Origin of the sequence: Methanobrevibacter sp. (assembly GCF_017468685.1) — an archaeon.
In the GTDB taxonomy this organism is placed as follows: domain Archaea; phylum Methanobacteriota; class Methanobacteria; order Methanobacteriales; family Methanobacteriaceae; genus Methanocatella.
On record NZ_JAFUHT010000092.1, the window covers coordinates 1 to 25,269 of the forward strand.

25 protein-coding genes are annotated in these 25,269 nt (G+C 31.8%); 5 read left to right on the forward strand and 20 right to left on the reverse strand.

Annotated elements, in window-relative coordinates; all coding sequences use genetic code 11:
- Positions 1-151: 151 nt before the first annotated feature.
- From IJ258_RS11605 to IJ258_RS11675, 15 genes are all read right to left on the reverse strand, one after another.
- On the reverse strand, positions 152-580 hold the full coding sequence (locus IJ258_RS11605) for a GtrA family protein (RefSeq protein WP_292807058.1): 429 nt from the start codon (positions 578-580) through the stop codon (positions 152-154).
- Positions 577-1,509, reverse strand: coding sequence for a glycosyltransferase family 2 protein (locus IJ258_RS11610; RefSeq protein ID WP_366514585.1), 933 nt, complete (start codon positions 1,507-1,509; stop codon positions 577-579). Before IJ258_RS11610 ends, IJ258_RS11605 begins: the two co-directional genes overlap by 4 nt.
- A gap of 256 nt (positions 1,510-1,765) precedes the next feature.
- Positions 1,766-2,449, reverse strand: a complete 684-nt coding sequence (locus tag IJ258_RS11615) for an amino acid ABC transporter ATP-binding protein (RefSeq protein WP_292807061.1) — start codon at positions 2,447-2,449, stop codon at positions 1,766-1,768.
- A gap of 10 nt (positions 2,450-2,459) precedes the next feature.
- The gene (locus IJ258_RS11620) at positions 2,460-3,110 is read right to left on the reverse strand and encodes an amino acid ABC transporter permease (protein ID WP_292807063.1); all 651 of its coding nucleotides are present in this window, start codon (positions 3,108-3,110) and stop codon (positions 2,460-2,462) included.
- A 30-nt stretch (positions 3,111-3,140) separates the two neighbouring features.
- The gene (locus IJ258_RS11625) at positions 3,141-3,980 is read right to left on the reverse strand and encodes an amino acid ABC transporter substrate-binding protein (RefSeq protein WP_292807065.1); all 840 of its coding nucleotides are present in this window, start codon (positions 3,978-3,980) and stop codon (positions 3,141-3,143) included.
- Positions 3,981-4,117: 137 nt separating this feature from the next.
- On the reverse strand, positions 4,118-5,155 hold the full coding sequence (locus IJ258_RS11630; RefSeq protein ID WP_292807067.1) for a glycosyltransferase: 1,038 nt from the start codon (positions 5,153-5,155) through the stop codon (positions 4,118-4,120).
- Entirely contained in the window at positions 5,152-6,537 is a 1,386-nt protein-coding gene (locus IJ258_RS11635; protein WP_292807069.1) for a glycosyltransferase family 2 protein, read from the reverse strand. Before IJ258_RS11635 ends, IJ258_RS11630 begins: the two co-directional genes overlap by 4 nt.
- 20 nt (positions 6,538-6,557) lie before the next feature.
- Positions 6,558-8,978 carry a CDP-glycerol glycerophosphotransferase family protein gene (locus IJ258_RS11640; RefSeq protein ID WP_292807071.1) on the reverse strand — a complete coding sequence of 807 codons (2,421 nt, stop codon included), beginning with the start codon at positions 8,976-8,978 and terminating at the stop codon, positions 6,558-6,560.
- Between the two features lie 8 nt (positions 8,979-8,986).
- Positions 8,987-11,461, reverse strand: a complete 2,475-nt coding sequence (locus IJ258_RS11645) for a CDP-glycerol glycerophosphotransferase family protein (RefSeq protein ID WP_292807073.1) — start codon at positions 11,459-11,461, stop codon at positions 8,987-8,989.
- A gap of 17 nt (positions 11,462-11,478) precedes the next feature.
- On the reverse strand, positions 11,479-13,011 hold the full coding sequence (locus tag IJ258_RS11650; protein WP_292807075.1) for a CDP-glycerol glycerophosphotransferase family protein: 1,533 nt from the start codon (positions 13,009-13,011) through the stop codon (positions 11,479-11,481).
- Positions 13,012-13,024: 13 nt separating this feature from the next.
- Positions 13,025-13,789: a phosphocholine cytidylyltransferase family protein gene (locus IJ258_RS11655; RefSeq protein WP_292807077.1), complete on the reverse strand. Its 765-nt coding sequence runs from the start codon at positions 13,787-13,789 to the stop codon at positions 13,025-13,027.
- Between the two features lie 10 nt (positions 13,790-13,799).
- Positions 13,800-14,768 (reverse strand): NAD(P)H-dependent glycerol-3-phosphate dehydrogenase, encoded by a 969-nt coding sequence (locus tag IJ258_RS11660; protein WP_292807078.1) that lies wholly within the window; start codon positions 14,766-14,768, stop codon positions 13,800-13,802.
- Positions 14,765-16,504 carry a CDP-glycerol glycerophosphotransferase family protein gene (locus IJ258_RS11665; protein ID WP_292807079.1) on the reverse strand — a complete coding sequence of 580 codons (1,740 nt, stop codon included), beginning with the start codon at positions 16,502-16,504 and terminating at the stop codon, positions 14,765-14,767. Before IJ258_RS11665 ends, IJ258_RS11660 begins: the two co-directional genes overlap by 4 nt.
- Positions 16,505-16,561: 57 nt before the next feature.
- Positions 16,562-16,945 (reverse strand): hypothetical protein, encoded by a 384-nt coding sequence (locus tag IJ258_RS11670; RefSeq protein WP_292807081.1) that lies wholly within the window; start codon positions 16,943-16,945, stop codon positions 16,562-16,564.
- A 7-nt stretch (positions 16,946-16,952) separates the two neighbouring features.
- Positions 16,953-17,378 (reverse strand): universal stress protein, encoded by a 426-nt coding sequence (locus tag IJ258_RS11675; protein WP_292807084.1) that lies wholly within the window; start codon positions 17,376-17,378, stop codon positions 16,953-16,955.
- 473 nt (positions 17,379-17,851) lie between these two features.
- Here IJ258_RS11675 and IJ258_RS11680 point away from each other — a divergent pair, with 473 nt between their 5' ends.
- Complete coding sequence (locus tag IJ258_RS11680) at positions 17,852-18,715, forward strand: hypothetical protein (RefSeq protein WP_292807086.1); 864 nt, start codon at positions 17,852-17,854, stop codon at positions 18,713-18,715.
- Positions 18,716-18,717: 2 nt separating this feature from the next.
- Positions 18,718-18,912 (forward strand): hypothetical protein, encoded by a 195-nt coding sequence (locus IJ258_RS11685; protein ID WP_292807088.1) that lies wholly within the window; start codon positions 18,718-18,720, stop codon positions 18,910-18,912.
- A 10-nt stretch (positions 18,913-18,922) separates the two neighbouring features.
- On the opposite strand, the gene IJ258_RS11690 is transcribed toward IJ258_RS11685, so the two are convergent.
- Entirely contained in the window at positions 18,923-19,462 is a 540-nt protein-coding gene (locus IJ258_RS11690; RefSeq protein WP_292807090.1) for a glutathione peroxidase, read from the reverse strand.
- A gap of 91 nt (positions 19,463-19,553) precedes the next feature.
- Between IJ258_RS11690 and IJ258_RS11695 the strand changes: the two genes are divergently transcribed.
- The 3 genes from IJ258_RS11695 to IJ258_RS11705 all read left to right on the forward strand — a co-directional run bounded on the left by IJ258_RS11695 (position 19,554) and on the right by IJ258_RS11705 (position 22,435).
- Positions 19,554-20,645, forward strand: a complete 1,092-nt coding sequence (locus IJ258_RS11695; RefSeq protein WP_292807092.1) for a cation diffusion facilitator family transporter — start codon at positions 19,554-19,556, stop codon at positions 20,643-20,645.
- Between the two features lie 37 nt (positions 20,646-20,682).
- Complete coding sequence (locus IJ258_RS11700; protein ID WP_292807094.1) at positions 20,683-21,051, forward strand: hypothetical protein; 369 nt, start codon at positions 20,683-20,685, stop codon at positions 21,049-21,051.
- 190 nt (positions 21,052-21,241) lie between these two features.
- The gene (locus IJ258_RS11705) at positions 21,242-22,435 is read left to right on the forward strand and encodes a transposase (RefSeq protein WP_292807096.1); all 1,194 of its coding nucleotides are present in this window, start codon (positions 21,242-21,244) and stop codon (positions 22,433-22,435) included.
- Positions 22,436-22,471: 36 nt separating this feature from the next.
- Here the strand turns inward: IJ258_RS11705 and IJ258_RS11710 are convergent, their stop codons facing one another.
- The 4 genes from IJ258_RS11710 to IJ258_RS11725 all read right to left on the reverse strand — a co-directional run bounded on the left by IJ258_RS11710 (position 22,472) and on the right by IJ258_RS11725 (position 25,196).
- Positions 22,472-22,765 (reverse strand): hypothetical protein, encoded by a 294-nt coding sequence (locus IJ258_RS11710; protein ID WP_292807098.1) that lies wholly within the window; start codon positions 22,763-22,765, stop codon positions 22,472-22,474.
- Positions 22,762-23,055, reverse strand: coding sequence for a hypothetical protein (locus IJ258_RS11715; RefSeq protein WP_292807100.1), 294 nt, complete (start codon positions 23,053-23,055; stop codon positions 22,762-22,764). The genes IJ258_RS11710 and IJ258_RS11715 overlap by 4 nt, the downstream gene beginning before the upstream one ends.
- Before the next feature lie 24 nt (positions 23,056-23,079).
- Positions 23,080-23,916: a hypothetical protein gene (locus IJ258_RS11720; RefSeq protein WP_292807102.1), complete on the reverse strand. Its 837-nt coding sequence runs from the start codon at positions 23,914-23,916 to the stop codon at positions 23,080-23,082.
- Positions 23,917-24,053: 137 nt separating this feature from the next.
- Positions 24,054-25,196 carry a hypothetical protein gene (locus IJ258_RS11725; RefSeq protein ID WP_292807104.1) on the reverse strand — a complete coding sequence of 381 codons (1,143 nt, stop codon included), beginning with the start codon at positions 25,194-25,196 and terminating at the stop codon, positions 24,054-24,056.
- Positions 25,197-25,269 lie beyond the last annotated feature (73 nt).

Below are 25,269 nucleotides of genomic sequence, written 5' to 3' on the forward strand. Positions count from 1 at the left end.
AAATCACTTCATAATGTTAAAAAAATGTAATGAAGTGAGATTTCAAGTGTAAATCTCCTCACGAAATCCCACTAATTCCATACTCAGATTAAAATCTTTTTACAAAAATCCAATCAAAAAATTGAATTATTGGACGGACTCGTTTTAGAAATTATTTAAATTTCATTCCATAAAACATTATGCGACGAGCGATAAAATTCCAAAAAAGAACTATTATTGCAGATATAATCTTAGAAATCAGGTAAAATAATCCTAAAATATCAGTGAAGAAATAAAGCAATATTTCAGTAAATACTAATCCTATAGTGCTTATTATAATAAATAGGTTAAATTCCACTACACGATTATCAATATTTTCCTGATTAAATACCCATTTAGTACTCATTATATAGTTTACAAGAACAGAAATTATAAAAGACAAGACCCCTGAAAGCAGATAATAAATTCCACAAATATCACTAAAGAAGTAAAGGAAGAAAAAATCAACAACAAATGCAGTTCCACCTACAAAAATGTATCTGAAAAACTGAAGGAAAATGTTGTCTGTTTTTTCAACAAATAATTTATCAATCAATTTCATTCATCCTTTCTTTTTAATTCATTTAACAAAAGCAAATGGTGTTCAAAATTTTCGGCATGTTGCTTTTTCAAGACATGAAGGATTACTCCTACAAAAAATGTAATTGTGGCTATACTAATCACAATAGATATCATGATTAATGTAGGAATCTTTAAAACATAACCTGTACTGAAGTATTTAAATAAAATAGGGAAGAAATAGATTCCTGCAATAATCAATAAAATTAATGAGATGATTGAAAAGAAAAATAATGGTCTTTGATCACGTATAAGAGCAAAAATCATCATTATCACTTTGTATCCATCCTGATAAGTATTCAATTTTGATTCGCTTCCTTCGATACGGTCTTTATATTCAATTGGAATTTCAACTATTTTGAAATTGTTCATCAGAGCAAAAACACTCATCTCAGTTTCAATTTCAAATTCCTTTGAAGAAATCGGAAATGATTTTACAAAATCATAACTGAAAGCCCTCATTCCAGTCATAATATCCTTTAAATCACTTTTAAAAAAGACATTGATAAATTTTCGGACCAATCTATTTCCTGTATTATGGAATAATCGGTCATTTTCCTCAAAATATGTGGATGATAATCTGTCTCCTATGACCATATCTGCCTTTTTATCAAGAATGAGTTTTTCAAATTCCAAAGCAGAGCTTACAGGATATGTATCATCACCATCGACCATTATGTAACAATCAGCATCAATTTCCCTAAACATTGACCTAACTACATTTCCTTTTCCTTGTTTATATTCATATTTTACAATAGCTCCAGCATTACGAGCTATATCATCTGAGCCATCAGTGGAATTATTATCATAAACATAAACATCTGCATGTGGCATTTCTTTTCTAAAATCTGTTACAACCTTTTCAATAGTTGCTGATTCATTATAACAAGGAACTAAAATTACAGTCTTCATATCATCATCCATAAATAAATATCAATATTTAATTATATGTAAAAATTGTATATATATTTTAGTAAAAATGAATAATTTCAATAACTAAGAATGATATATCCTTGAACATAATTTATTATTGAAATAGAAGTTAAATTAAATTAAAAATTTGATTTATAAAAATAATAGTTAATATTAAAAATTGCAATTTAAAAAAAGATAAAATCAATTATTTACCATGTTTTGAAAATGAAAAAATAGTTAATGATTAAAATATTTAATCATAAAATTTTCCGAGGAAATCTTTCATCCTCTGATTGTCGGATGAGAAAACCTCATCAGGTGTTCCCTGCTCAACAATGACTCCTCCATCCATGAAAATGATACTGTCGGCCACATTACGGGCAAATGCCATTTCGTGAGTAACAATCACCATAGTCATGTTTTCAGCTGCAAGATCTCTTATGACAGTTAAGATTTCACCTGTTAATTCAGGGTCAAGGGCTGAAGTCGGTTCATCGAAAAACAGAATATCCGGATTCATCGCAAGTGCTCTTGCAATTGATACACGTTGCTGCTGACCACCGGACAACTCACAAGGATAAGCATCTTCCTTATCGGACAGCCCCATTTTTTTAAGCAAATCCCTTGCGTGGTTAAACACTTCTTTTTTGTCTCTTTTCTGAACACGAACCGGTGCATTGGTAATGTTTTTCATCACGGAGTGATGAGGAAACAGGTTAAAGTTCTGGAACACCAAACCGAATGTTCCGTCAAATTTTATTTCTCCACTGTCTTCAGTTTCAAGATCGGTTATGCATCGAAGCAATGTTGATTTACCGGATCCTGACGGTCCGATGATAGCTAAAACTTCACCTTTATCAACATTGAGTGAAATATCCTTTAAAACTACATTGTCATCAAAGCTTTTTTTAAGATTTTTAACTTCAAGCAAACTCATAATCAATCACCTATTCATAATAATCCAATCTTTTTTCAAGATATTCCATTACAAATGCCACTACAATATTGAATACATAATAGAAAATACCTGCTACAAGCAATGCTGCAATTGAAGCGTCAGCCGCTGCAATCTGTTTTGCTACAGTAAACATTTCAGGTATTGCAATTACAAAGGACAGTGAAGTATCCTTTACGAGAGTTATAACTTCATTAGTGACAGACGGAAGAATTACCTTAAACACTTGAGGCATTATAATGATGAAAAATGTTTCCAGTTTTGAATAACCGAGCACTTGGGCAGCTTCATATTGACCGCTGTTGATTGATTCGATTCCACCACGATAAATTTCTGCAAAATAAGCTGCATAGTTTATTGTAAATGCAATTATAACAGCAATGAAACGATAATCAGCTGATAAGCTCATACCGAATACATAATATGGTGCAAAAAATACTACGATTAATTGCAGCATCAGTGGTGTTCCTCTCATGATTGAAATATATATCTTCATCAGCCATCTGAGTGGTGCAAACTTACTCATTCTTCCTCCGGCAATAACTAAACCGAGAGGAAGAGAGAATAAGAGCGTAAGTAAGAATATTTCAATCGAGGTAACCATACCTCCAAGCAATTGTGAAATAACATTACTTAATATCATTTAATAATTCTCCCCTCTCAAACTAATTGTTTATTTTGTGATTAAAGAACCTGGAACACCAGCGTCACTGTAGTTTTCAGCGATTTTTGCTACGGTTCCGTCTTCAAACATTTCATCTAATGTTTTTTGAACTTGGTCTCTTAAATCTTCGTTTCCTAATTTGAATCCGACACCATATTGTTCAGATGAAATAGGGTCATCTAAGATCTTATATGCGTCAGGATTGTCTTTGGAACTTACTTGGTATTGTGCTACACCAATATCAATAGCTACAGCATCACATGCACCGGATTCTAAATCCATGAATGCAGTGTTATAGTCAGCAACTTCAGTTAAGGTTGCAAAGGTGTCAGCTAGGGTTTTGTTGTCTTCCTGAAGAGCAGCTAATGCAGATGAGTCTTTTTGTGTTTCTACAGTTTTACCAGATAAATCATCAAGGGAGTTGATTCCTGAATCAGATTTAACTACTACTACTTGTTTGTTGTCAATGTATGGTTCTGACCAGGTGTAGTCACTTTCTCTACCGTTTATGGTAAATCCGTTCCAAATACAGTCGATAGAACCAGAGTCAATTTCTGCATCTTTTGCATCCCAATCGATTGGTTGAGCTACAAATTTCCATCCGTTTCTTTCACAAACTTCTTTTGCAAGGTCTAAGTCGAAACCAACATAGTTTCCACTGTCGTCTTTATATCCGTAAGGAGGGAATTCTGCATCGAATCCGACAATGAAAGTGTCATCATCGTTTGCAGTAGCATTATCGGATGCGTTGTCTCCTCCTAAAAAGTCTAATAAACCAGCGCTTGCAGTACCCATAACTAAGAAAGCTACTAATACCAAAGCAAATATAATACCTATCTTTTTATTCATTTTAAAACACCAAATAGTTATAACTATAGTAGAATTTTTTCTACTAATACTATTTTTTGATTTTTTTATATTTATTTATTTATATTTCCGATTAAGTGAATAAGTTAACAAAAAACGAACCGGATTAGAAAAACAGATTATATTTTTTTAAGCAACTTTTTAAAGACCCTTGAAAATAGAGAAATGCCAGTTTTATTATTGAAAGATTCGACAAGTTCTATGAAATCATGATAATCATTTGAATTCAAAGCGCAGTAAAAGATATGTCTGGAACGGGGTTTAACCTTGTTAAAATCAAGTGTATTTTCAAATTCTGCCCTTTTTGATGTGAAATCCTTTTTAATTTTATCGTAGAAATCGCTTTTGTATTCCTCATCAACCTGCATAAACCTTGTATAGGTATTGGCGGATTTTTGGGAAAACAGTTTCTCCTTATACATTTCATATTCACCATATTTTCTTGTAATATCTGCCATCATATTGAATATTATTATGCAATCACTGAATCTTGAATATCTGGACTGAGTGATGGAATCCTTATGGATTCGTCTCATATACAGATATTCATCTATAAAATACATTTTTTGTGCCTTGAAAATTGTTTCAAGAACAAATGGAGTGTCTTCAAAAAGCAAATCCTCTGGAAATCTCAAATTTCCAATGAATTCACGTTTAAATAGTTTTCCGGGTGCTGTAACTGAAATATTAAAAAGCCTTTCACCCACATCATGATGGCTGAAAACCTCTCCATCGAATCGTTTTAAAAAAGGCATGTCAAAATAGTTGATTGGGGAAGTTTCACCGGTTTTATCATCAAAATTAAGGAGCTTGAACAAAGTGAAGTCAGCCTGATTTTCCTGACTTGCTTTATATAGCATTTCAAAGGCATCACGGACAAAATAGTCATCGGAATCAATGAAAATCACATATTCACCTTTTGCCTTTTCAAGGCCCCTATTTCGTGCATTGGCTAATCCCCTGTTTGATTGGGCAAATATTTTAACCCGACTGTCTTTTTTTTGATATTCCTCAAGGATTTCCAGTGAACTGTCAGTTGATCCGTCATTAATGCAAATTACCTCAATATCTCTAAGGCTTTGATATAAAATACTGTCAAGACACTGCTGGAGATATGCCTCAACATTATAGACCGGTACAATAACAGATATTTTCACCAATTTAACACCTTTTTAACTTTGCTTTTAAATGAAGAATCAGTAATTATTATAATATTATCTTTTAGCTTGACATCTGATTCATCAGCTATAATTCTATTATTCAATGTTATTCCATCATATATCAGTCGGATACTGATTTGCAGTTCATTTTCAAATGGCAGTTCAAATTCAAATTCCGCTTTGAATAGCCAGTCAATGCCTGCAAAGCTCAGTACAGGATTATTTTCATCATATGAATATTCAAGTTCATTGCATTTAACTACCAAATCGCTGTTATAACAGCAGCTTAGAACATATCCTGACAGATTTACTGTTTTATTTGCCACATCAATATCAGTGATTCTGATTTTATTGTTGTGAGTATTGTTGATAGTGTGATTTGCGGTTTTAAGCGAAACAGTATTTTTGCCTGTTTCAATATGAAACTCCCCGTTTTTAACAAAAAGTAAAAATGATTTGGCATGTTCATCAAGCTTTCTTTGAGATAAAATCACATCATCATCAATGAAATCCAGAATATAATTCAAATAGTGGAAGAAATCCTCACGGTTTTTAACAAAATCTCCGAATTTATCTGACCTTATAACGCCATGCAGATCCTGAACAATTGTATATTGAATGAATTTTGGCACACTGCCTTTAGTTTTGATGGAATAATCGACTAATCTTTTAAAGCAATGCTTAAGCTTTGGTGTGAAATATTCATTGGATGTGAATGCCTTATCCATCAGGGAATCATCATTTTCACGTTTTCGGTAATAATACTTTGCAGTGTTTAAAACACCATAATTTAGTTTGTCAAGCAATATCTGATTGACAAATAACAAATCCTCTCCATTTGCCAGATTTTCACTGAATCGGATGTCTTTAATACTCTGTCTTCTAATGAATGATGTTGAAGCTGAAAAATGAGGACAGTTGAATGTTTCATCCAGATTAATCAAGCCGGATTGCTTGAATCTGTAGTTCATATACTGATTGCCTGTTTTAGCCCCAAAATATTCAATCGGAACTGTAACCAAATCCGTATCGTATTTTTTAAAGAATTCCATGACCTGAGACAATGCATTAGCTGACAATTTATCATCACTGTCAAGGAAGTTTACAAATTCCCCTGTTGCATATTCCAAACCCATATTTCGGGCACTGGCAGGACCGTTATTTTCCTTTTTAAGTAAAATTACATTGTCAGGATATTGCTTTTGATATTTCAAACATATTTCATATGATCTGTCAGTGGACCCGTCATCGACAAGAATCAGCTGAATGTATCTTTTAAAATCAAAATCCTGATTTAAAACTGATTCAATAGCCTCATCGAGATAATCTTGAGTATTGTAGATTGCAATTATTATTGAAAATACTGGTCCGGTCATCATATTATATATTTTAAACTAAGTTATTTATAAATTAGCCAATCATAGATTCTTTTGGAATTGTTCGCATCACGGAATTTGAAAAACTCATCGACACGCTTTTGATACTTATCTTCCATGACACAGCCGTTATCGATATAACTGATGATTTTTTCAACCAAATCCCCTTCTGATTTTATGATTTGACCAAATCCCATTGTATCATAATCAAAATATCCCTTATCGTAATGGAATTTGGTGAATGATTCTGTGTGATAATATATCAGTGGCTTTTTAAGGTAAGCAAAATCAAAGGCTACTGAAGAATAATCTGTGATAAATACTGATGATTTGTTGAAGATATCCGTGTATGAATCTTTTGAGATAGTGAATTTTGAATCAATCAAATCTATGAATTTCCACAAATCAGGATGAGGCTTGAAAAGCAATTTATATCCGTTATCTTTTGCATAATCAATTAATCTTTGATTATTAAGCAAACTGTTAATTGATTTTAAATAATCAGAACCTGCAATGTCTCTTTTTGTGTTGAGGTTTCGCCTCCATGTAGGAGCAAATACAATGGTTTTTTGAGAATTATCCCTGAGATGATCATAACGGCTCAATCCTAAAACCTGAACCCTGTCCGGATGATAATTATAATCTCCATTAACAATAGAATTTCGCTCCAAATCGGATGAGGTTACAAACAGACGGAAATTCTTATTATATTTATGAATCCAGCTTGACAGGTCATGCAATATTACTCCATGCTGTATAAAACACCAGTCATAGTGGCTGATTCCCTCATATAAGCGGGAATTTCTAAATGTGAACGGGTTTAAAATAGCCCTTGTTACCTGAGAAGTGATAATCTTTTCACTGAAAAGATAAAGAAATTTATGCTTTAAAGACCCGTGAGGGACAATATTTGAGTATTTTTTATTTAAACGGTTAAAGTCAGGAGATGATCTGTTTATTACAAAATACTTGCTTATATCATCTTTTTGATGAAGGCAATAGTCAAACAGGTATTCTGCATTATCCCCGGAAACAGTATCACGGTCGCTTAAAATCCAAATGCGTTTTTTTCTCATGAAAGGATATAATATAACATAAATCAGACGGTAAAAGAACGCCTGAAACATGAAATTCTCATTATTTTTAAATATTCTGGCTAAACACCTGAATTCATTGACAATCATTTGAGAATACGAATAGTCAGTCAAATAAAAAGTTCTTCCTTTAAATATCAATATCTTTGAATTTTTAACCATATAATTGCTTAATCTTGACAAACCTGCAAATTCCCTAAATACAATGTGATTGGAAATCTCCAAATCATTGAAAAGTAATTTGAAATTTATTCTGAAATCAGATGGATTCAATGGTATTGACAATGAAAACTGGTATGTGAACTCCCAATCCACACCCAAATACTTCTTATTTTTTCGAGGAGTGGTCGGATAATACTCATATTTTCCAAAATAAGTTTTTTCATCCCCATTTTCAAAGCTTTGAACTGCCATGACCTTAATGTCCTCAGGATATGAGGAGCTTGTAAGGGATGCTGTGAAATTCAACTCATCGGAAGTTATCTCAACACAGTCAATCTTGATTGTTTCTTGAGAAAGATCACTGATAACATAGTCATCTGTCTTTAAACAGCTCCCATCAATGTGAAAGTCATCATTTTTTAAATAGATTATAAATGATTTTACTGCCTTTTTAAGTGATTTGTGAGCGACTATCACATCCTCACTTAAATAGCCCAGAAGACCTGAATCTCTTTTTGACCCTTCATTTAGAATATATTTTTGAAACTCAAATAGAATAAAGCATTGAGCAGATTTTGGCAGGAAATCCTGATTTAAAAGGACAAAATCAGTCAGTTCATCACTGAATTTATAAAACAAATCCGAATCATAATCGAAATTATAAACCCAATCCAAGGACATTTTAAGCATTGAAATTTCAGGATTTTCAATGAGCAATTTATAGATAAAGAGTTTTTCATCAAAATAATTGTTGAACTTTACATTTTCAACCAAATCTGAGTTTATGAAAAATCTAGACAGATTAAAATCCGGACAGTACATATTTCTTCTAAAATCACAGATTCCATCAATTTCATCATCAACATAAATCAAATCATGATTTTTTATCTGTGATGATACTTTTTCCAACAAGTTATGAGGCAGGTCATTTTTGATATTTAAAAAACAGACAAACTGTCCCTGAATAAGATTTTTGAAATTTCCCTCAGCAGATATTTTAACATTTTCAGGAAAGCGTTTGCAATAGTCAGATATAATTTCATATGAATCATCGATGCTTTCATGATAAATAAAGATTATTTCAGTGTTTTTTATAAAATCAAGACTTTGATTGATAATAGATTCGGTTGTTTTTCTTATAAACTCCTCACAGTTATCTATATCCATTATTATTGAAAACTTAAACATGATTCACCCTAATTTTCATATAGCCAATCATAAACTCGACTGCAATTTCTCTGGTCGTGATATTTGAAAAAATCACTTACCCTTTCCTTGTATTCATCTTCCATAACGCAACCGTTGGCGATGTATTGTATGATTTTGTCAACCAGATCATCTTCACATTCAACCACCGGTCCGAAGCCCATTGTATTATATTTGAAATAACCTTCAATATAATGATAGTCATTTCCCTCATGGTAATATATCACCGGTTTTTTAAGAAATGCAAAATCAAAAAAGACGCTTGAGTAATCGGTGATAAGCAATGCTGAGTCATTGAATAATGTCTGATATGAATCAGTGACATTGACCTCGACATCATCCGGAATGTTAAAAAGGTCCATAAAAGGCAATAAATCATAATGGGGTTTGAACACCAGTTTATAACCATTACTTTTTAAATTACTTAATAATTTTTCATTGTTTAAAAAACTGTTCAGTCTTTTAAAATAATCTGATTTTTCAAAGACTATCCTGTTGGTCAGGTTTTTTCTCCATGTCGGTGCAAACAGTATCTCCTTTTTACTAACACCGAATTTTAAGTTATCATGACGCGGAAGGCCAAAAACATGTACGACATTTTCTTCATAATTGTAATTTCTGCTGAATATTGAATCCCTCTCATAATCAGAAGATGTTAAAAAGAGATGCAGATTTTGGAAGTATTTCCTAAGCCAGCTTGACAGGTCATCCTTTATTACTCCATGCTGGAGGAAACATTTCTCAACTGTCAAAAGGCCATTGTAGTATGGGCGTTTCGGATTGAAAAACGGATTAAGCCAGCTGTGATTTACATGAGATGAAATGATTTTTTCACAAAACATATAATAAAATTTATTTTTAAAAGACCCTAAGCGAATAATATCATCACTGATGCGTTTCATCATTTTAAAGTCTTCACACTCTCCGCTTATCACATAATACTTTTTAATATTATCGTCCTGCCCGATTGCATATTCAAAAAGATGTTTGGCATTGTCATCAGCCACATCAACACGGTCCTGGAACAGCCATATCCTCTTGTTTTTCATGAACGGATATGCGAAAAGAAAAAGCAAATGATAAAATATTGCAGGCAGGGTTGATGAATTGTGGTCCTTAATCATTTTTAAAATGGAGATTATTTCAAGCTTTAAAGATTTTGCAAATGAATAATCCTGTACCAGAAAACTTTCACCACTGTAGATTACCATGTGATTGTCCTTAATCAGATAATTTGACACCTTAGAAAGTCCCGCATCATAATTTTGAAATTGCAGTGGGTTTTGAATGCAAACAGATTTTCCATTCTCCTCATATATCAACTTAAAATATATTCTTGATTTTTCATGCTCACGCAAGGGTATTTTCAAATCACATGAGTAGTCGAATTTCCAAAAATACCCAATTGACTCGATAGGATATCTGTTTGTTGTCGGATAGTCAAAGAATTTTGCATCAAATTGTTCGCTGGTCCCGTCCTCTTTGAGCTTAAAAGCATTGAGAGACAAATAATCATAGTCACAGCAGCTTCTAAAGCATAATGAAATGTTTAAAGTGTTGTCAATTACTTCAATTATATCAACTATTATGTGCATGTCCTTTAGGGAATTGATTACATAATCACCGGACTTTAAGACTACATTATCCGATTCAACTTCAACGTGAAATTCCCTATTTTTTAAAAACATTAAAAAGGATTCAACATAAGGTGTAACATGTTCATTGCTGGTGATGAATTCCTCATCAATATGTGAAAGAACCCTGTTTAGCGAATCATGAAATTCTATGAACTCCTTTTTTGATAAAATATCAGATGATGAAACATTATAATATTTGGTCAAATCACAGGCAATATTATATTTGATAAAGTCTGCGACATTGGCTGACTTATTTTTAGAATACTCAATAAGTTTTAAATGATAATCCAGATTGAAAAAATCCTCACCAATCTCCGCTTCATTTAAAAATTCATAGCTGGCATCAACAAGAATCAGCTCATTATTTTCAAACAACAGCCGGTTTAGCTCGAAAAAGTTAATATGAGAACTGTTTAAAATTTCCCTTTTAAAAAAGCAGGAATGACAATCAACCAAATGATTTTCATAATCTCGGAAAATGTCAACTGTCCTGTTTTTATCAGATAATGCAATTATGCTGCTTTTGTCAAAATGCTTAGATACTTTAGAAAAAACATCCCTATCAAATTTGGCATTAGGTGAGAAGAAATTAACATATTCCCCATTTATTAGATTTAAATTAAAATCATTTTTGCTATAAACCTCAACATTAGAGTATTTGTCCTGATAATTAAAAGCAATGCTTGAAGTAACATCAGTTGAACCGTTATCTACCAGAATTAACTGAATCAAGTTAAAATCAATTGTCTGATTGATTACTGATTCAATAGCTTCCTTGAGATATCTTTCATCATTTGAAAAATAAATAATCACTGAGAAATTATACATAATATCAATTGTTTAGATTAATGATTGTAAATCCAATCATAACACCTTTTAGAATTATTCCTGTCCCTAAATTTAAAGAAATCATCTACACGCTTTTTATATACTTCTTCCATTTCACAATCCTTATTAATATAATCAATGATTTTTTCAACAAGCTCATCTTCACTTTCCACAACATCCCCGAAGCCCATTGTATCATAATTAAAATAGCCGTTTTCAGAATTGTAGTGATAATCAATGCCATAGTGATAGTATATCACAGGTTTTTTAAGATAAGCGAAATCGAAAAAGACACTTGAGTAATCGGTTATCAGTAAGCTTGAATCATTGAAAAGATCCTGGTATTTCCTATTGTATCCGAATCTGACATAATAATTCTTATCGAACAGATCAAGGAACCTGTTAAATTCCGGATGAGGCTTGAATATTATATCATAATTGTTATCTGATGCATAATCTATCAATTTTTCATTATTGATTAATGAGTTAAAGCGTTTGAAAAATTCTGAATTTAAAAATGTTTCCCTATCATTTAAATAATTTCTCCAGGAAGGCATAATTATGATTTGTTTTTTATTCAGGTAATCATTTTCAAGGTTATCATATCTTGGAAGCCCCAATATCTGTATGACTTCATGGTCATAAAAATATCCCTCATCAAATAATGATTCATACTCCAAGTCATTTGAAGTGACAATCAATTTCGGATTTCTGTCATATTTTCTAAGCCATGTTGACATATTATCCTTAATTATACCATGTTGGATGAAATAAAAATCAGTATGAGAGATTCCAGCAGTCAGTTTTGGATTACCAATGCGGAAAGGGTTTAAATAGAATTCAGAACCCTGTGATGATATTATCTTTTCAGCAAAACTGTAATAGAACTTATGTTTAAATGATCCATATTTCAAAATATTGCCATACTGATTTGAAAGCCTTGCATAATCGTCACTTTCTTCACAAATTGCAAAATACTTACTTATTCCATCGTTTTGATTGATTGCATACTTAAAAAAGTGCTCAGCATTGTCATCAGCCATGTTCTTTCTGTCAATTATCAGCCATATTTTCCTGTTTCTCATTAAAGGATACAAAACTAGAAACAGTACCCTATAAAACATGGACTGTAACATGAAACTCTCATGACTGAATAAAATTCTAAATAAGTCTTTAACTTCCAGTTTAAACATTTTGACATATGAATAGCTAACTACATTGAATGTGCCGTCAAAATATACGATTTTATCTCCCTGGACATAGTAACTGCTTAACTCAGACAGATGGCAAATATTTCTAAATTCTATCTTGTTATTCAACTCGCCGTCAACTTCCAGAACAATTCTTGAGTCCTCATTAATTGGGATTTTAAAATCGAAATTGGAAACTATATTATTGTTTCTGGTTGGATAATTGAATGAATCTGGGTGGAATTTTTTCCCATTACAGACTGCAACAATTGATTTGTTGATATGAACATATCCTGAGATATTTAAAACATTGTTCCGTAATGTCACCCAATCTATTACAATCGCATTATAATTATCCATAAATACCAAGTACTCAATTTTCTAGTTCGCCAACAAGTTTCTGTGCATTTTCCCAATCGTTATGGTCATCAATTTCAGTCCATTTCAATCCGTTAGTCAAAACAAAATCGATTGTTTTGATTTTGCTCAATTCCTTGTAAGTAAAATCATAATAATTTTGACAGTCATCGTCGATTATTTCCTCTAAAATTCTGTTGAAATCAGCAATATCATCACTTATGACCTTGGAAACACCGATGAATTCTCCACTGGAAGAGGAAATATCCAGTTGTTTACCAATAGCTTCAATTTCTCCGTTAGCAATGCTTTTTTCATCATTAAGAGTTTTATTTTTTACAATCAGTTTGAATGATTCTTCATTTAGCTGTTTGAAGTTGTCTATAATCATTCCGGTGTGTTTTGTGGATGCCAATCTTTCAATTATTTTAGGGTCAACCACATTATCCCCATTCACCAATATGAAATCCTCCGGATTTTCCTCAATTTCTTTACTTGCAAGATAAGTTGAAACAGAAGTGTTTGTCACATCATATTTTTCATTAACTACTGTTTTAATTTCAATATCATATTTTTCTGCAATTTCAGGGCATAAATCAATGACCCTGTCCCTATTATATCCAACAACAACAATGAATCTGGAGATGTCTGCACCTATGCAGTTTCTAATCATCCTTTCAAGCAAGGTCATTCCATTTATCTCAAGCAGTGCCTTTGGAATGTCCTTTGTAAGGGGCATCAGCCTAGTACCCATTCCAGCAGCCAGTATTACACCAATCAAAATTATCACCTTATTCCATATCTTCCCATAAAGTCCTAAATGCAATTTTAGGAGGGACCTGTTTTACAATAACATCATAAACAAAATTAACTATTACACTTTTGACATTGTTATTATCACAAATGTCCTTAATGGCCATGATTGAATTTTTACCTTCAGCAACAACTCCGCTTGCCTTTTCATCAACAATCAATCTCTGACCGTACAGCATTCCAAGAGTATGATTTCTGCTTTCAAATGATGTTGAAGTTAAAACCAAATCTCCAAATCCGCAGTATTCACTTGCAGTTGATACATTCCCTCCAATCATTTCAATAATGCTGATAGTTTCCTCAAACCCTTTAGTTAAAACACCATAACGTGCATTTTCATTTACATTCATCCCTTCACATATACCATTTGCTATCGCATTAACATTTTTAATAACTCCGCAAATCTCCAAACCTACCACATCATCTATTATTTTAACTTTAAACTGATCTGTCGATAATATTTCCTTAACTTTTCTTGCATTCTCTTTACTTTTAGAAGCAATATTTGATATTGTTGGAAGATTTAAAACAATTTCAGAAGCAAAATTCGGACCTGACAAAGCGACATAATCCTTATTGAAATATTCCTCAACAATGCTTCCCATGGATTTTAAGGAAGGATATTCAATACCTTTTGCAGTTGTAACCAGAATGACATCGCTGGAAATTACCTCTTTTAAGTTTTCAAGAGTTTGTCTGAAAGCTGATGAAGGAATTGATAGAAATATTACTTCACAATCTTTCAAATCACCGAATTCAGTTGTTGCAACAATATTGTCCGCCAACTTAACATTCGGATAATATTCGCTGTTAATATTCGAATTATTTATAGAATCTTTTAAATTTTCTTTTCTTAACTGTAAAATGACCTTATCAACATTTTGAGCTATTGTCTGAGCCAGGGCAGTTCCTAAACTCCCTGCTCCAATAATACCAACCTGTCTCATAATATATCATCCCATTCATTAATTAGATTAATCTTATTATCATCAATATGTTCGCTCAGCAATGATTTTAACTCATTGTCTGGAACAAAAATCCTGTCAAATCTTTTTAAAGTGTCTTTTGACTTATTATTTATACTCTGTATACCATCACATATGAGAATGGTTTTCACATCTGAATGTGTGAAAATAAATGACTCGTCATATCCTTTCATGTCAAGATTGACAATTGCCTTGAAATTTAGGTTTTTAAATTGCTTATCAAATGTTCGTGCATATAGGTTATGCAAAGACTGCGGAAATTCACCATCATCTGACTTGAAATACTTATTGTAGTCTCTTTTTTCATTTACTGTTAAAGTCAGATTAGACCTGAAAGGTAAAAAATAAACATTGCCCGGAATCTTTTCAAGAATATGCTCATGATTTTTTAAAATGTATTCATCCCATTGTTTGAAGGTTATATAATAGTTATAGTCGGGTTTGAGTAATTTTGCAACCTCATCAATCCTGTCGTCTGTAAGTGAGCCTGCATAAACTAAAATGTTATTGGCCTCATTGAAATTATCTTTTGTAATGCATGAATCATTATTCTTAAAGATATGCTCGCAAATCCTTTTTGCAGCATCGGGATTGTCATATCTGCAATACTCCTCAACAAACTGTGAATCATCATAATTCTTATCCAGATTCAGCTCTGAAATTAATTCATCAATGTCTGAAACCTTAGGATAAGGCAAATCCGAAAGTGGGAAATAAAGACCTCTGTCTTTTAAATAATCTTCCTCATCATAGTTGAAAATTATGATTTTTCTTAAAGTATTTGCAAAATCAAAAAATACACTTGAATAATCTGTAATTAAACAATCAGCCATATTTATTACATCATAAGTCTCAAAACCAACTGGAAATTGTTTAATTTTATCATAATTAGTAAAATCAATCTGAGATTCATTGTATGGATGCAATTTAACAAAAAGCAACTGATTATCCTTCAAATTTAAATCAATTTTAGACAAAAACCCTTCAATATCATTTTTTTGATCAGCATCCTTCTTATCATTCACATCCCCTCTGAAAGTGGGCATATATACAAAAATCTCAGTATCAGTCAAATTAAATTTGTCCTTTAGCAAAGATTGTACAAAAAAGGTACTGTTTCTTGGATAACCTTCAAGTAAAACCTCTCCAGGATAAATCCTGTCAATCATATATGATTTCATCATCTTTTCCATCATATAATCATTGGGATAAATCAGATAATCTGCTGAAAGCAGAGAATGCTGAATATGTCCGATTGAGGTAATCTCGCCGGGATTATCCTTTCCCATCAATTTCAATGGAGTTCCGTGCCATGTGTTAACAAAAATTTGACCATCCTTTTTAATGTATTTGGGCCTTATTCCGGAATCGGTGAAAATATATTTGGCTTTTTCAAGAATCTTGGAAGCCTCTTTTTCATTGGAAATGATCTTGTCAATCTTTAAGTTATAATTTTTCTGAAACTGTCTGATTTTTGAGGAAACATCATTTAAAGCAAAAACATTAATTTTAAAATCACCATAGTTTCCGTTTGACAGCTCTTTGATTATGCGAAATATATTGCCCGCAAAATCCAAACCGTTTCTTGATTCAAAATATATTAGTTTATCATCCAGATTTTCCTTATAATAAACATCATAAATTTCTGAATTATCCCTACACTCCCTAATGTTTCGAAATTTTTGAATCAATGACATTTTTATCACAAGAAAATAAACCAGATAATAATATAAAAAAATAAAAAAAATATGGATTTAATATCCATCATCGATTACTAATGCATCTACACCATGATATTCTTTGTTAAATAATGTTCCATTATAATTGGTGTGAATGGTATAGTTTCCGTTTTCAAATGTTGATAAAACCACAGCAGCTTCACCTTCATTATCGGTTACCACATCATAATTATTACCCCATCCGTCATCACCTAAAATCTTAATATGGACATTTTCATTAGGATAGACATTTCTGTATTCATCTTTTAGGACTATCTGAACGGAATCCCCATTTTTTAAAGTGGAATTGCTGATAACATCCACCTGAGTATTATGGGAATTTGCCTGGACGAATAAAAATGCTCCAATGGCAATAATTAATAGTATTACAACAATAATTACGATATTTTTTGCTTTCATAAAACCACTAATCATTATGGACTAATAACACATCAATTTCACTGTCTTTAAGTACTTTTTCAGCAACGCTTCCGATGACAAATCTGTGAAGTCCGCTTTTTCCTGACGCTGAAATTACAATCAAATCAACACCCTCTTTTTCTGTAACTTCCTTGATTGTTTCAGCTGGAAAACCGGTTAAAACCATTTTAGTAACATTTAAACTGTCATCAAATTTTTCAGCCATTTGGTTTACATATCTTTGTGCATCTTTTTTTAGCTTTTCGTTGACTTTTTTAACTTTTCTTCTTGATTGGAATGCACTTGATGTTAATCTACCAGCAACAGACAAAATAATTATTTCACCATCTTCAGCAATTAGTTTTTCCACTCTTTCAACTTCTTGATCTGCATAGGTTGAACCATCTGTAGGTAATAATATTTTTTTATACATTTATTTGCACCTTTAAATAAGTAATATTATGTATGTATTTAATAGTTAATATGCTTTTAGTGATAGTAATTTAAGTTTAAGAAAAAATTTTTTGAAATCATACATTTTCTTACAAAAATCTTTAAGAAATTATAAACCTTTTTTTATCAATTAAATCATTTAATTTTAATAATCTATCCTAAATAAACTAATCAAACATTAAAAATAAAAAAAATTGAGAATCTTAAACTAAATTTAGATTTAACAATATTCTTTATAGTTTTCTACATCACATACACAATAATGTAAATATTGATAAAATCATGTAAAATTGCAGTTATTTCATTTTAAAAAGCTCTGAATATAATTAAAAACAATATAAAACCATTAAATCTAAAATTGTTAATCATCGAGACATCTCAATCAAATTTGCATACAAAACATTAGGCGAAGTAATTCATAACTATTTCAATCTTGAAGGCAAATATCTTGGATTGAAAGATAGCGAGGTAATTACTTTATTTGGAGAAAATCTTCGAAAAGATATAAGTTATCTGCGTTCCGGACAGGTTACCAACAGTGTAGAACTCCAAAATTATCCCGTAGGCATGGACAAATTAGAAAAAATCGCTGAATATGTTATAGATATTCTAAGAAATGATGATCAACAATTAGCAGATTCCATTATACTGACCTCAGTCGACCCCAAATATTGTGAAAAAAGTATTAAATTAACAAATAGTCTAATACTTGAACCAATATACATATACATTTCACCGGAAGATGTAATGGAAATGTTTAATAATATAGAAAACAAAGTATTAAATAATTTGATACTTGACTCCAGAGAAGAACTAGAATTTATGATCATAGCCATATTTTTGCCAAAACATGAAATAGAGGAAAATACTGCAAAATTGTGCAATTTATTTAGCAAATATTGTAACATTATGGATCCTATATTATCATTGAAAATTTCATTTGTATTATGGATTATGATTGAGAGAAATATCAAAAATCAAACAAAAAAAGAAGAACTAATTGATGTGATTGATATGGAAAAACAAATAGACTCACTGCAAGAATTGATTAATGAAGAAAAAGCAAAAAAAGAAAAAGAACTTAGAATAGCTAATACTCAAATTAGGAATTATGAAATAGAAAACAAAGAACAGAAAAATAAACTTAAAGAGCAAAATGAAAAAATAAAAGAAAATGAAACTAAACTAAAAGAAAATGAAACTAAACTTAAAGAACAAGAGGATATAATTAAAAAATTATCAAATAAACTATTAAAATCAAAAATAATGCCAAAAGAAACATTAATTAGCATTACAAACCCAAAATATGAGGAATGAATATGTATGAACTAACACCCATGGAAAAATTAGAAGAAGAAATAACAGAATTAGGTTTTGTTATTCGAGAAAAAGATGTTGAAATCGGCGCATTAAAACTAATTCTACGCAAAATTAATTTTTTAGTAAATCATACAGCAGCTGAAGACTGTAAAATCAAAAATGAAATTATTAAAATATTAAAAGATGAAGATTAAAAAAAATAAATTATAAAAGAGCTTTAATAGCTTCTTTTACATCACCCAAATCTTCTGTCGGCTCGAATCTGCGCACAACATTGCCTTGACGGTCAACTAAAAATTTGGTAAAGTTCCATTTGATATCATTGTTGTCTTTGTAATGTCTGTCCATCATCTTTACAACAAGCTTGAGCTTTCCGGCACCTCTGCCGGTAAAACCTGTAAATCCCTGTTCATTTTTAAGATATTCAAATAATGGAGAAGCATTTTCACCGTTTACATCTATCTTATCAAAGATTGTGTATGGCACCAGCCATTTTGAACGGCAGACTTCTGTGATTTCTTCAGTTGATCCTGGTGCCTGTTTTCCAAACTGGTTGCATGGAAAATCAAGGATTTCAAAACCTTTTTCGTTGAATTCACTATAGATTTCGTTTAATTCTGTGTATTGCGGTGTGAATCCGCATTTTGTTGCTGAGTTTACAATTAAAAGTACTTTTCCATCGTATTGGGAAAGTGAAACATCGTTTCCTTCACCGTCTTTTACTTCAAAATCATATACTGACATAAGCCTATGCCTCCTTTGAACTTAATTTATTTTTAACATATTTAAAATTTTTTATACAAAGTTTATATTTATTAAAAATATATATTACATTATGACAAGACAAGCAAAGATTGTTAAAACTAGTATAATCGGAATTGTAGTCAATCTTATTCTGGTCGCTTTTAAAGCTGTCATTGGAGTTTTAACAAATTCCATTGCTATTACTTTGGATGCGGTCAATAACCTGACTGATGCATTGTCATCCATTATTACAATCATAGGTGCAAAGCTTGCAGGCAGGGCTCCTGATAAAAATCACCCTTACGGTTACGGACGTATTGAGTATTTTTCATCAGTTATCATCGCAGCCATTGTCTTATGGGCAGGTATTACTGCACTTATGGAATCATGGCCTAAGATATTCACACCTGATGTTACAAACTATACCACCGTTTCACTCATCATAATCGCAGTTGCGGTAGTCGTCAAGTTTGTTTTAGGCCAATACGTAAAAAAAGTGGGTGAAGACATCAACTCACAGGCATTGGTTGCATCAGGAAGTGATGCATTTTTCGATGCAATTCTTTCACTTTCCACTTTAATAGCTGCGATAATATCAATATTTTTCAATATTTCTCTTGAAGGAATATTGGGAGTTATCATATCCTTTGTAATTATCAAGGCAAGTATTGATATGTTAAAGGAAACTCTTGACAGCATGATTGGTGCCAGAGTTGATTCAGAATTATCAAAAAAGATAAAGGATTCAATCCGTGAAATTCCGGGAATCTACGGAGCGTATGATTTGAGCCTTCACAACTATGGGCCTGAGGACATGCAGGGGTCAGTGCATGTTGAAATTGATGACACTCTAACTGCTCTTGAAATTCATAAGCTGACACGGGAAATTCAGACTAAAATATTTCAGGAATTCTCAATTGCCCTTACAGTTGGAATTTATGCAAGGAACGATAAATTCAAAGAGGTTCGAAATGACCTGTATGATATTGCCTCAAAATATGAAGAAGTGCTTGAAATTCATGGATTTATCGTTTTAGAAGAGCAAAATACTGTGATGTTTGACATCATTGTTGATTTTGATGCTGACAGAAACAGAATCAAAAATGAAATTATGGATGAAATAAAATCAAGACATCCTCAATTTGACTATCAGATGATTGATGATTACGACATAAGCGATTAATAGTAGAAAAAACAATATATAATTTATAGGTGATATGATGGATAAAAATAAAATACTTTTGGCAGTAATTGCAATTTTAGTCATTGCACTTATTGTGCTTGGTGCATACATCATCACCACAGACAGTAACCGCCTGGTTGAATTAAATGTGACTTCCGAAAACAATACAGATAACACAACAGACGTTATCATGATTGATAAGGACGGCAAACAAACTAATGGTACTGTTGTTGGCGATGACTCACCAAGAAATGATACAAATACCTCAAATGAAACTTACAGAGTCTATAACCCTCAATCCGATTCATATGTAACTGTAATTGGTGAAGGTTATGATGCTGAAGTTGACAGATGGTATACCTATGACACCGACGGTGTCAGATATTACAACACAAGAATTAAGTAATCTTAATTCTTCTTTTTTTATTTTAATAGTAAACGAATACCCTAATCTCTTAAAGATTAAGGATGAATTTCACAAAAAATATTAAAAAGAAAATTACTTTTCAAATGCTCTCTCTATTTCCATATATATGGATAAATTATAAAATTAGTTTTATATAAAATTGTCCTTGATTAGAGTTAGGTGTTTTTTTATGAATATTAATTATGGTTTGATGGTTAGGTTGTATCCTGATGAGGATATGAAGATTAAATTTAATCAGAATATAGGCAATTCCAGATTTACATGGAATAAACTCTTAGAAAACTATCAGAACACATATAAACTATTTAAATCCCATGGTTACACTAAGCTTAAATCCAATATGACCACTTTTAATGCCATGCTAGGTATGCTCAAAAAAGAACATGATTTTCTATACTTAAGCGAATCATCAAGCCTACAACAGGTTTACAGGGATTTAATCAATGCCTATAAAAAGTTTTTCAATGGCGAATGTAGTTATCCGAGATTTAAATCTAAAAAACGTGATAAAAAGTCATTCAGAATACAAAACAACCATAATATAAAAATCAAGGATAATACAATTATTTTACCAAAATTAGGAGAGACACATTACAGGACAAGTAAAAAATATCATGAAAAATTAAAAAACGTTAAAATCAATAGTGTAACAATCAAATTAGAAAATGGAAAATATTACGCCGTATTTAACATTGAAACCGAAATATCCGAATTTCCTAAAACATATAAATTCGTGGGAATCGATTTAGGTATGAGAACACTAGCAACACTCGACAACGGACTAAAAATAGCCAATTTAGACGTAATATACGAGGAAAGCATGATCAAAAAATACCAAAAAAGATTATCACGAAAAAAATACCAAAGCAACCGCTATAAAAAAACATTAAAAACCTACTGGAAATGGGTAGACCAAAAAAAGAACAAAATCAATGACTACTACCACAAAATAACAACACAAATCGTTAAAAAATACGACATAATCATACTCGAAGACTTAGACATAAAAGGAATGTTTCAAAACCCCCATAATAGTCAAAAATTACAAAGAATCGTATGGGGAAAATTTGTTGAAATGCTCAAATACAAAGCCGAAATATACGGAAAAACAATAAGACAAATCAACAGATGGTACCCATCAAGCAAAAACTGCAGCAACTGCGGATACTACTACAAAGACCTACAACAAGATGAAACAGAATGGAAATGCCCACAATGCCATACCGTACATGACAGAGACCTCAATGCAGGTAAAAACATTCTTAAACAAGGATTAATCGACCTAATCGATGAAACAATGAACCTCTGGGACAGGGGAGATAGCACGGTAATTCTACTCTCATTTGAGAGTACTAGCCCGTGAAGTAAGAATCCTCGACTTCCACAAAGTCAAGGTAGTTCATTTTATAAACACCGGATTTGTCAGATTATCCCTGTAGGTTGTCTCATCCCTTAAACTTTCTATATGATGAATCACATTAAGCTTCAGGTCTTCTAATTTTATGCGAACTTCAATATCCTGAAAATCAACCTGAAACTGGAACAGGTACTTCACTTCCATGTCATGGTTATACACAACCCAGTTTGGACCGTTGATGTCCAAAAGCCTGATGGACCATTTAGACATTACATTATTGATTTTTGATGTAGTTTCATCAATGTCAAAATCCTCATCAAGAAATATTTCTTTCATTGGTACAAATCCTCTGATCCCTTTTGAGGTGCAAGGTTAAGTTCAACCTCTTCACGGTTGAAAATTCCGAATGTTGTTATTTCGCTTTTACGGATTGATAATGCCTGAGCCATATCATTGTTTTCAAGAGATATTATTGCCACATTCACCCATTCATCATCTTCTGAGAGGTAATTGCATGGCTCAAACAATTGGAATTTGGTTACGATTGTCAAAAGCAAGTCGTTAATTTCAATATTTTCTCCAGTGTGTTCAAAATTAAGTTGTAAAATTCTTTCTTCAACGTTCATATACATACTTTGTTGTTAAAATATTTAATATAATTCATCTATAGATGAGTTTAGCTTTTCATCTTTTGCCAGTTTTTCGGCAATGATCTCATCAAGATAATCCTCTTTTTTAATTATTTCAACAAAAATCCGATCCAAATATTTTTCCTCAAACAGTTTTTCTTCAATCAGATTAACCAAATTCTCTTCTTCAGGCTCTTCGATTGTGATGTCATCAGGTTCACTTCCAATATCTATGAACTCATCTGATTTGTCAAAATCATCCGAATAGTCAAGCAAATCTTCATCAAAAAAATTGCGCTCGTAATAACAGTATCTGAAAGGCTCTTGAAAAATTCCCTGATTCATATAGTCTGTATCTTCCAAATCGTCAAATTCCTCATTTAATGCAGGATATTCAACCATGTAAAAATCATCCTCACAATATTCAGGATACTTATTTTGGGAAATTCTCCTTTCAATGTAATTCTGGAAATAATCCTCCTCGGCAATGGCCTCTTTTACAACCATGTCAAGAAAGTCATCCTCCTCTTCGAGATGGTCAATAATCAGTCCCAAAAGATATTCATCATCCACATCAAAATCTTCACGGATATTTTCCACAGCCTTTGAAATCAGATGTTTTTGATAATCGCTTTTGGAGAAGTTTTCAACCTGTGATTTGAAATCCTCATCAAGAATGTCCCTATCACTCAGTTCCTTATCTGAAAACTGATTTATCGGCTCCAAATCTTCAATTGATTTGGACTGCATTGTCTGCACAAATTTTGAAAAGCGTTCATGTTCCTGTTTGATAATGTCTCTCATCCATTGACTTTCAACCATATCATCCAATAATGATTCTATCCATTTTCGGGTCATTATTTCACCTAGATTGCTAATCAATCGAAACATTTTTGATTGAAAAGTGAAAAATTGCATTGGTCATGCATAATTTAGCTTGAAAGCTATCAAAAATGGCGATTGTTGGATATAGATATGTTTTAATCATTAATAAATTATTCTAATTTGGCTGAAGCCATTGCACAGCCATCATTTAAAATCAACCAGACTGCCTTTAAAAAACCTTCTTCATTTAATAATTGACAGTTTTCCATTTCTAAAGCCATATAATTCGGACGGTCCAGGACATCTTTCAGAAATTGCTCTTTAATGTCTTCACGCAATTGCTTGTCAATCAGAGCCTCCAGAATATCTTTGATTGAAATGGCAAAGGTATTTCCAATTGACTTTGTAATTTCAATTTCATCTTCTGACATTTCACCATTGAGACTACGCTCAATTTGAATATATGAGGAATAATCCTGGAACCCGAACATTGTAAACCTTCCTTCAACGTTGTGAGCGCAATATTCATCAATAAGCTGTGTGAAATGTGAATATGACAATATAAAACCAACCAAATCAACAACGACACTGTTTTTTGTTGCATTAAGTATCCTGCACAAAATATGAATCAGAATTTCCTTGATAATAAAATGGGACAGTTCATGTATTAATGTTGTTATCTGAAGGGATTTGGTTTGCCTGTCATCAATATAAATTATTCCTTCTTCAAAATATCCCAATTCCGCACCATATGACTTATAGTTAACCTCTACAAATGACTTTGAAAACAGAATTATCTTATCAAGAATATTCATTGAATCAAAGTCCAGCTTATTTTGTTTAACTAAATCGTCAAAGTTTTTTAATGCCTGAAACTTAATGTTTTTGAGGATTTTCAGATAGTCATCATATGTCAGGTCAAAATCTTTAATTTTCAAAAGATTATCCGCAGACAATAACTCCTTTAAATCATCATAGGAATTGTCACCCTTAAACACAAAGTGATAATCAGTTTTTATTTCTCCTACATCGATTTTATCTGAGATTTTTTTAAGATGAAGGAGACAGTCAAAGCATATATTATCTTCTTCAGGATATTTTTCACCACATTTCGGACAGTATTTAGTATATGGCAATTCACCTGAAGAGTCCTCACAAATATCCGCATCGATTTCCAATTTTAATGCATCAAATTGAATATCCTCCATAAAACTACGAATTTCAAGCGGATAATTATCCAGAACTTCTTCAATCAAATCTATTTTTTCTGCATCGTCCTGACTATACTTTGATAAATCCCTAATGTTAATCATAAAAATCCCCACAACTTGTTAATATATTACACTTAATGATTTAAAAATTTTAATTATTTCAAAATAATTAGAA

Coding starts and splice junctions, on each gene's coding strand:
- IJ258_RS11660 (WP_292807078.1), bottom strand. CDS start 14,768: ATGAGACAGGTTGGTATTATTGGAGCAGGGAGTTTAGGAACTGCCCTG.
- IJ258_RS11720 (WP_292807102.1), bottom strand. CDS start 23,916: ATGACCCGAAAATGGATAGAATCATTATTGGATGATATGGTTGAAAGT.
- IJ258_RS11620 (WP_292807063.1), bottom strand. CDS start 3,110: ATGATATTAAGTAATGTTATTTCACAATTGCTTGGAGGTATGGTTACC.
- IJ258_RS11705 (WP_292807096.1), top strand. CDS start 21,242: ATGAATATTAATTATGGTTTGATGGTTAGGTTGTATCCTGATGAGGAT.
- IJ258_RS11675 (WP_292807084.1), bottom strand. CDS start 17,378: ATGTATAAAAAAATATTATTACCTACAGATGGTTCAACCTATGCAGAT.
- IJ258_RS11715 (WP_292807100.1), bottom strand. CDS start 23,055: ATGAACGTTGAAGAAAGAATTTTACAACTTAATTTTGAACACACTGGA.
- IJ258_RS11605 (WP_292807058.1), bottom strand. CDS start 580: ATGAAATTGATTGATAAATTATTTGTTGAAAAAACAGACAACATTTTC.
- IJ258_RS11685 (WP_292807088.1), top strand. CDS start 18,718: ATGTATGAACTAACACCCATGGAAAAATTAGAAGAAGAAATAACAGAA.
- IJ258_RS11645 (WP_292807073.1), bottom strand. CDS start 11,461: ATGTATAATTTCTCAGTGATTATTTATTTTTCAAATGATGAAAGATAT.
- IJ258_RS11610 (WP_366514585.1), bottom strand. CDS start 1,509: ATGAAGACTGTAATTTTAGTTCCTTGTTATAATGAATCAGCAACTATT.
- IJ258_RS11690 (WP_292807090.1), bottom strand. CDS start 19,462: ATGTCAGTATATGATTTTGAAGTAAAAGACGGTGAAGGAAACGATGTT.
- IJ258_RS11615 (WP_292807061.1), bottom strand. CDS start 2,449: ATGAGTTTGCTTGAAGTTAAAAATCTTAAAAAAAGCTTTGATGACAAT.
- IJ258_RS11650 (WP_292807075.1), bottom strand. CDS start 13,011: ATGGATAATTATAATGCGATTGTAATAGATTGGGTGACATTACGGAAC.
- IJ258_RS11700 (WP_292807094.1), top strand. CDS start 20,683: ATGGATAAAAATAAAATACTTTTGGCAGTAATTGCAATTTTAGTCATT.
- IJ258_RS11695 (WP_292807092.1), top strand. CDS start 19,554: ATGACAAGACAAGCAAAGATTGTTAAAACTAGTATAATCGGAATTGTA.
- IJ258_RS11635 (WP_292807069.1), bottom strand. CDS start 6,537: ATGATGACCGGACCAGTATTTTCAATAATAATTGCAATCTACAATACT.
- IJ258_RS11640 (WP_292807071.1), bottom strand. CDS start 8,978: ATGTTTAAGTTTTCAATAATAATGGATATAGATAACTGTGAGGAGTTT.
- IJ258_RS11670 (WP_292807081.1), bottom strand. CDS start 16,945: ATGAAAGCAAAAAATATCGTAATTATTGTTGTAATACTATTAATTATT.
- IJ258_RS11665 (WP_292807079.1), bottom strand. CDS start 16,504: ATGTCATTGATTCAAAAATTTCGAAACATTAGGGAGTGTAGGGATAAT.
- IJ258_RS11725 (WP_292807104.1), bottom strand. CDS start 25,196: ATGATTAACATTAGGGATTTATCAAAGTATAGTCAGGACGATGCAGAA.
- IJ258_RS11625 (WP_292807065.1), bottom strand. CDS start 3,980: ATGAATAAAAAGATAGGTATTATATTTGCTTTGGTATTAGTAGCTTTC.
- IJ258_RS11710 (WP_292807098.1), bottom strand. CDS start 22,765: ATGAAAGAAATATTTCTTGATGAGGATTTTGACATTGATGAAACTACA.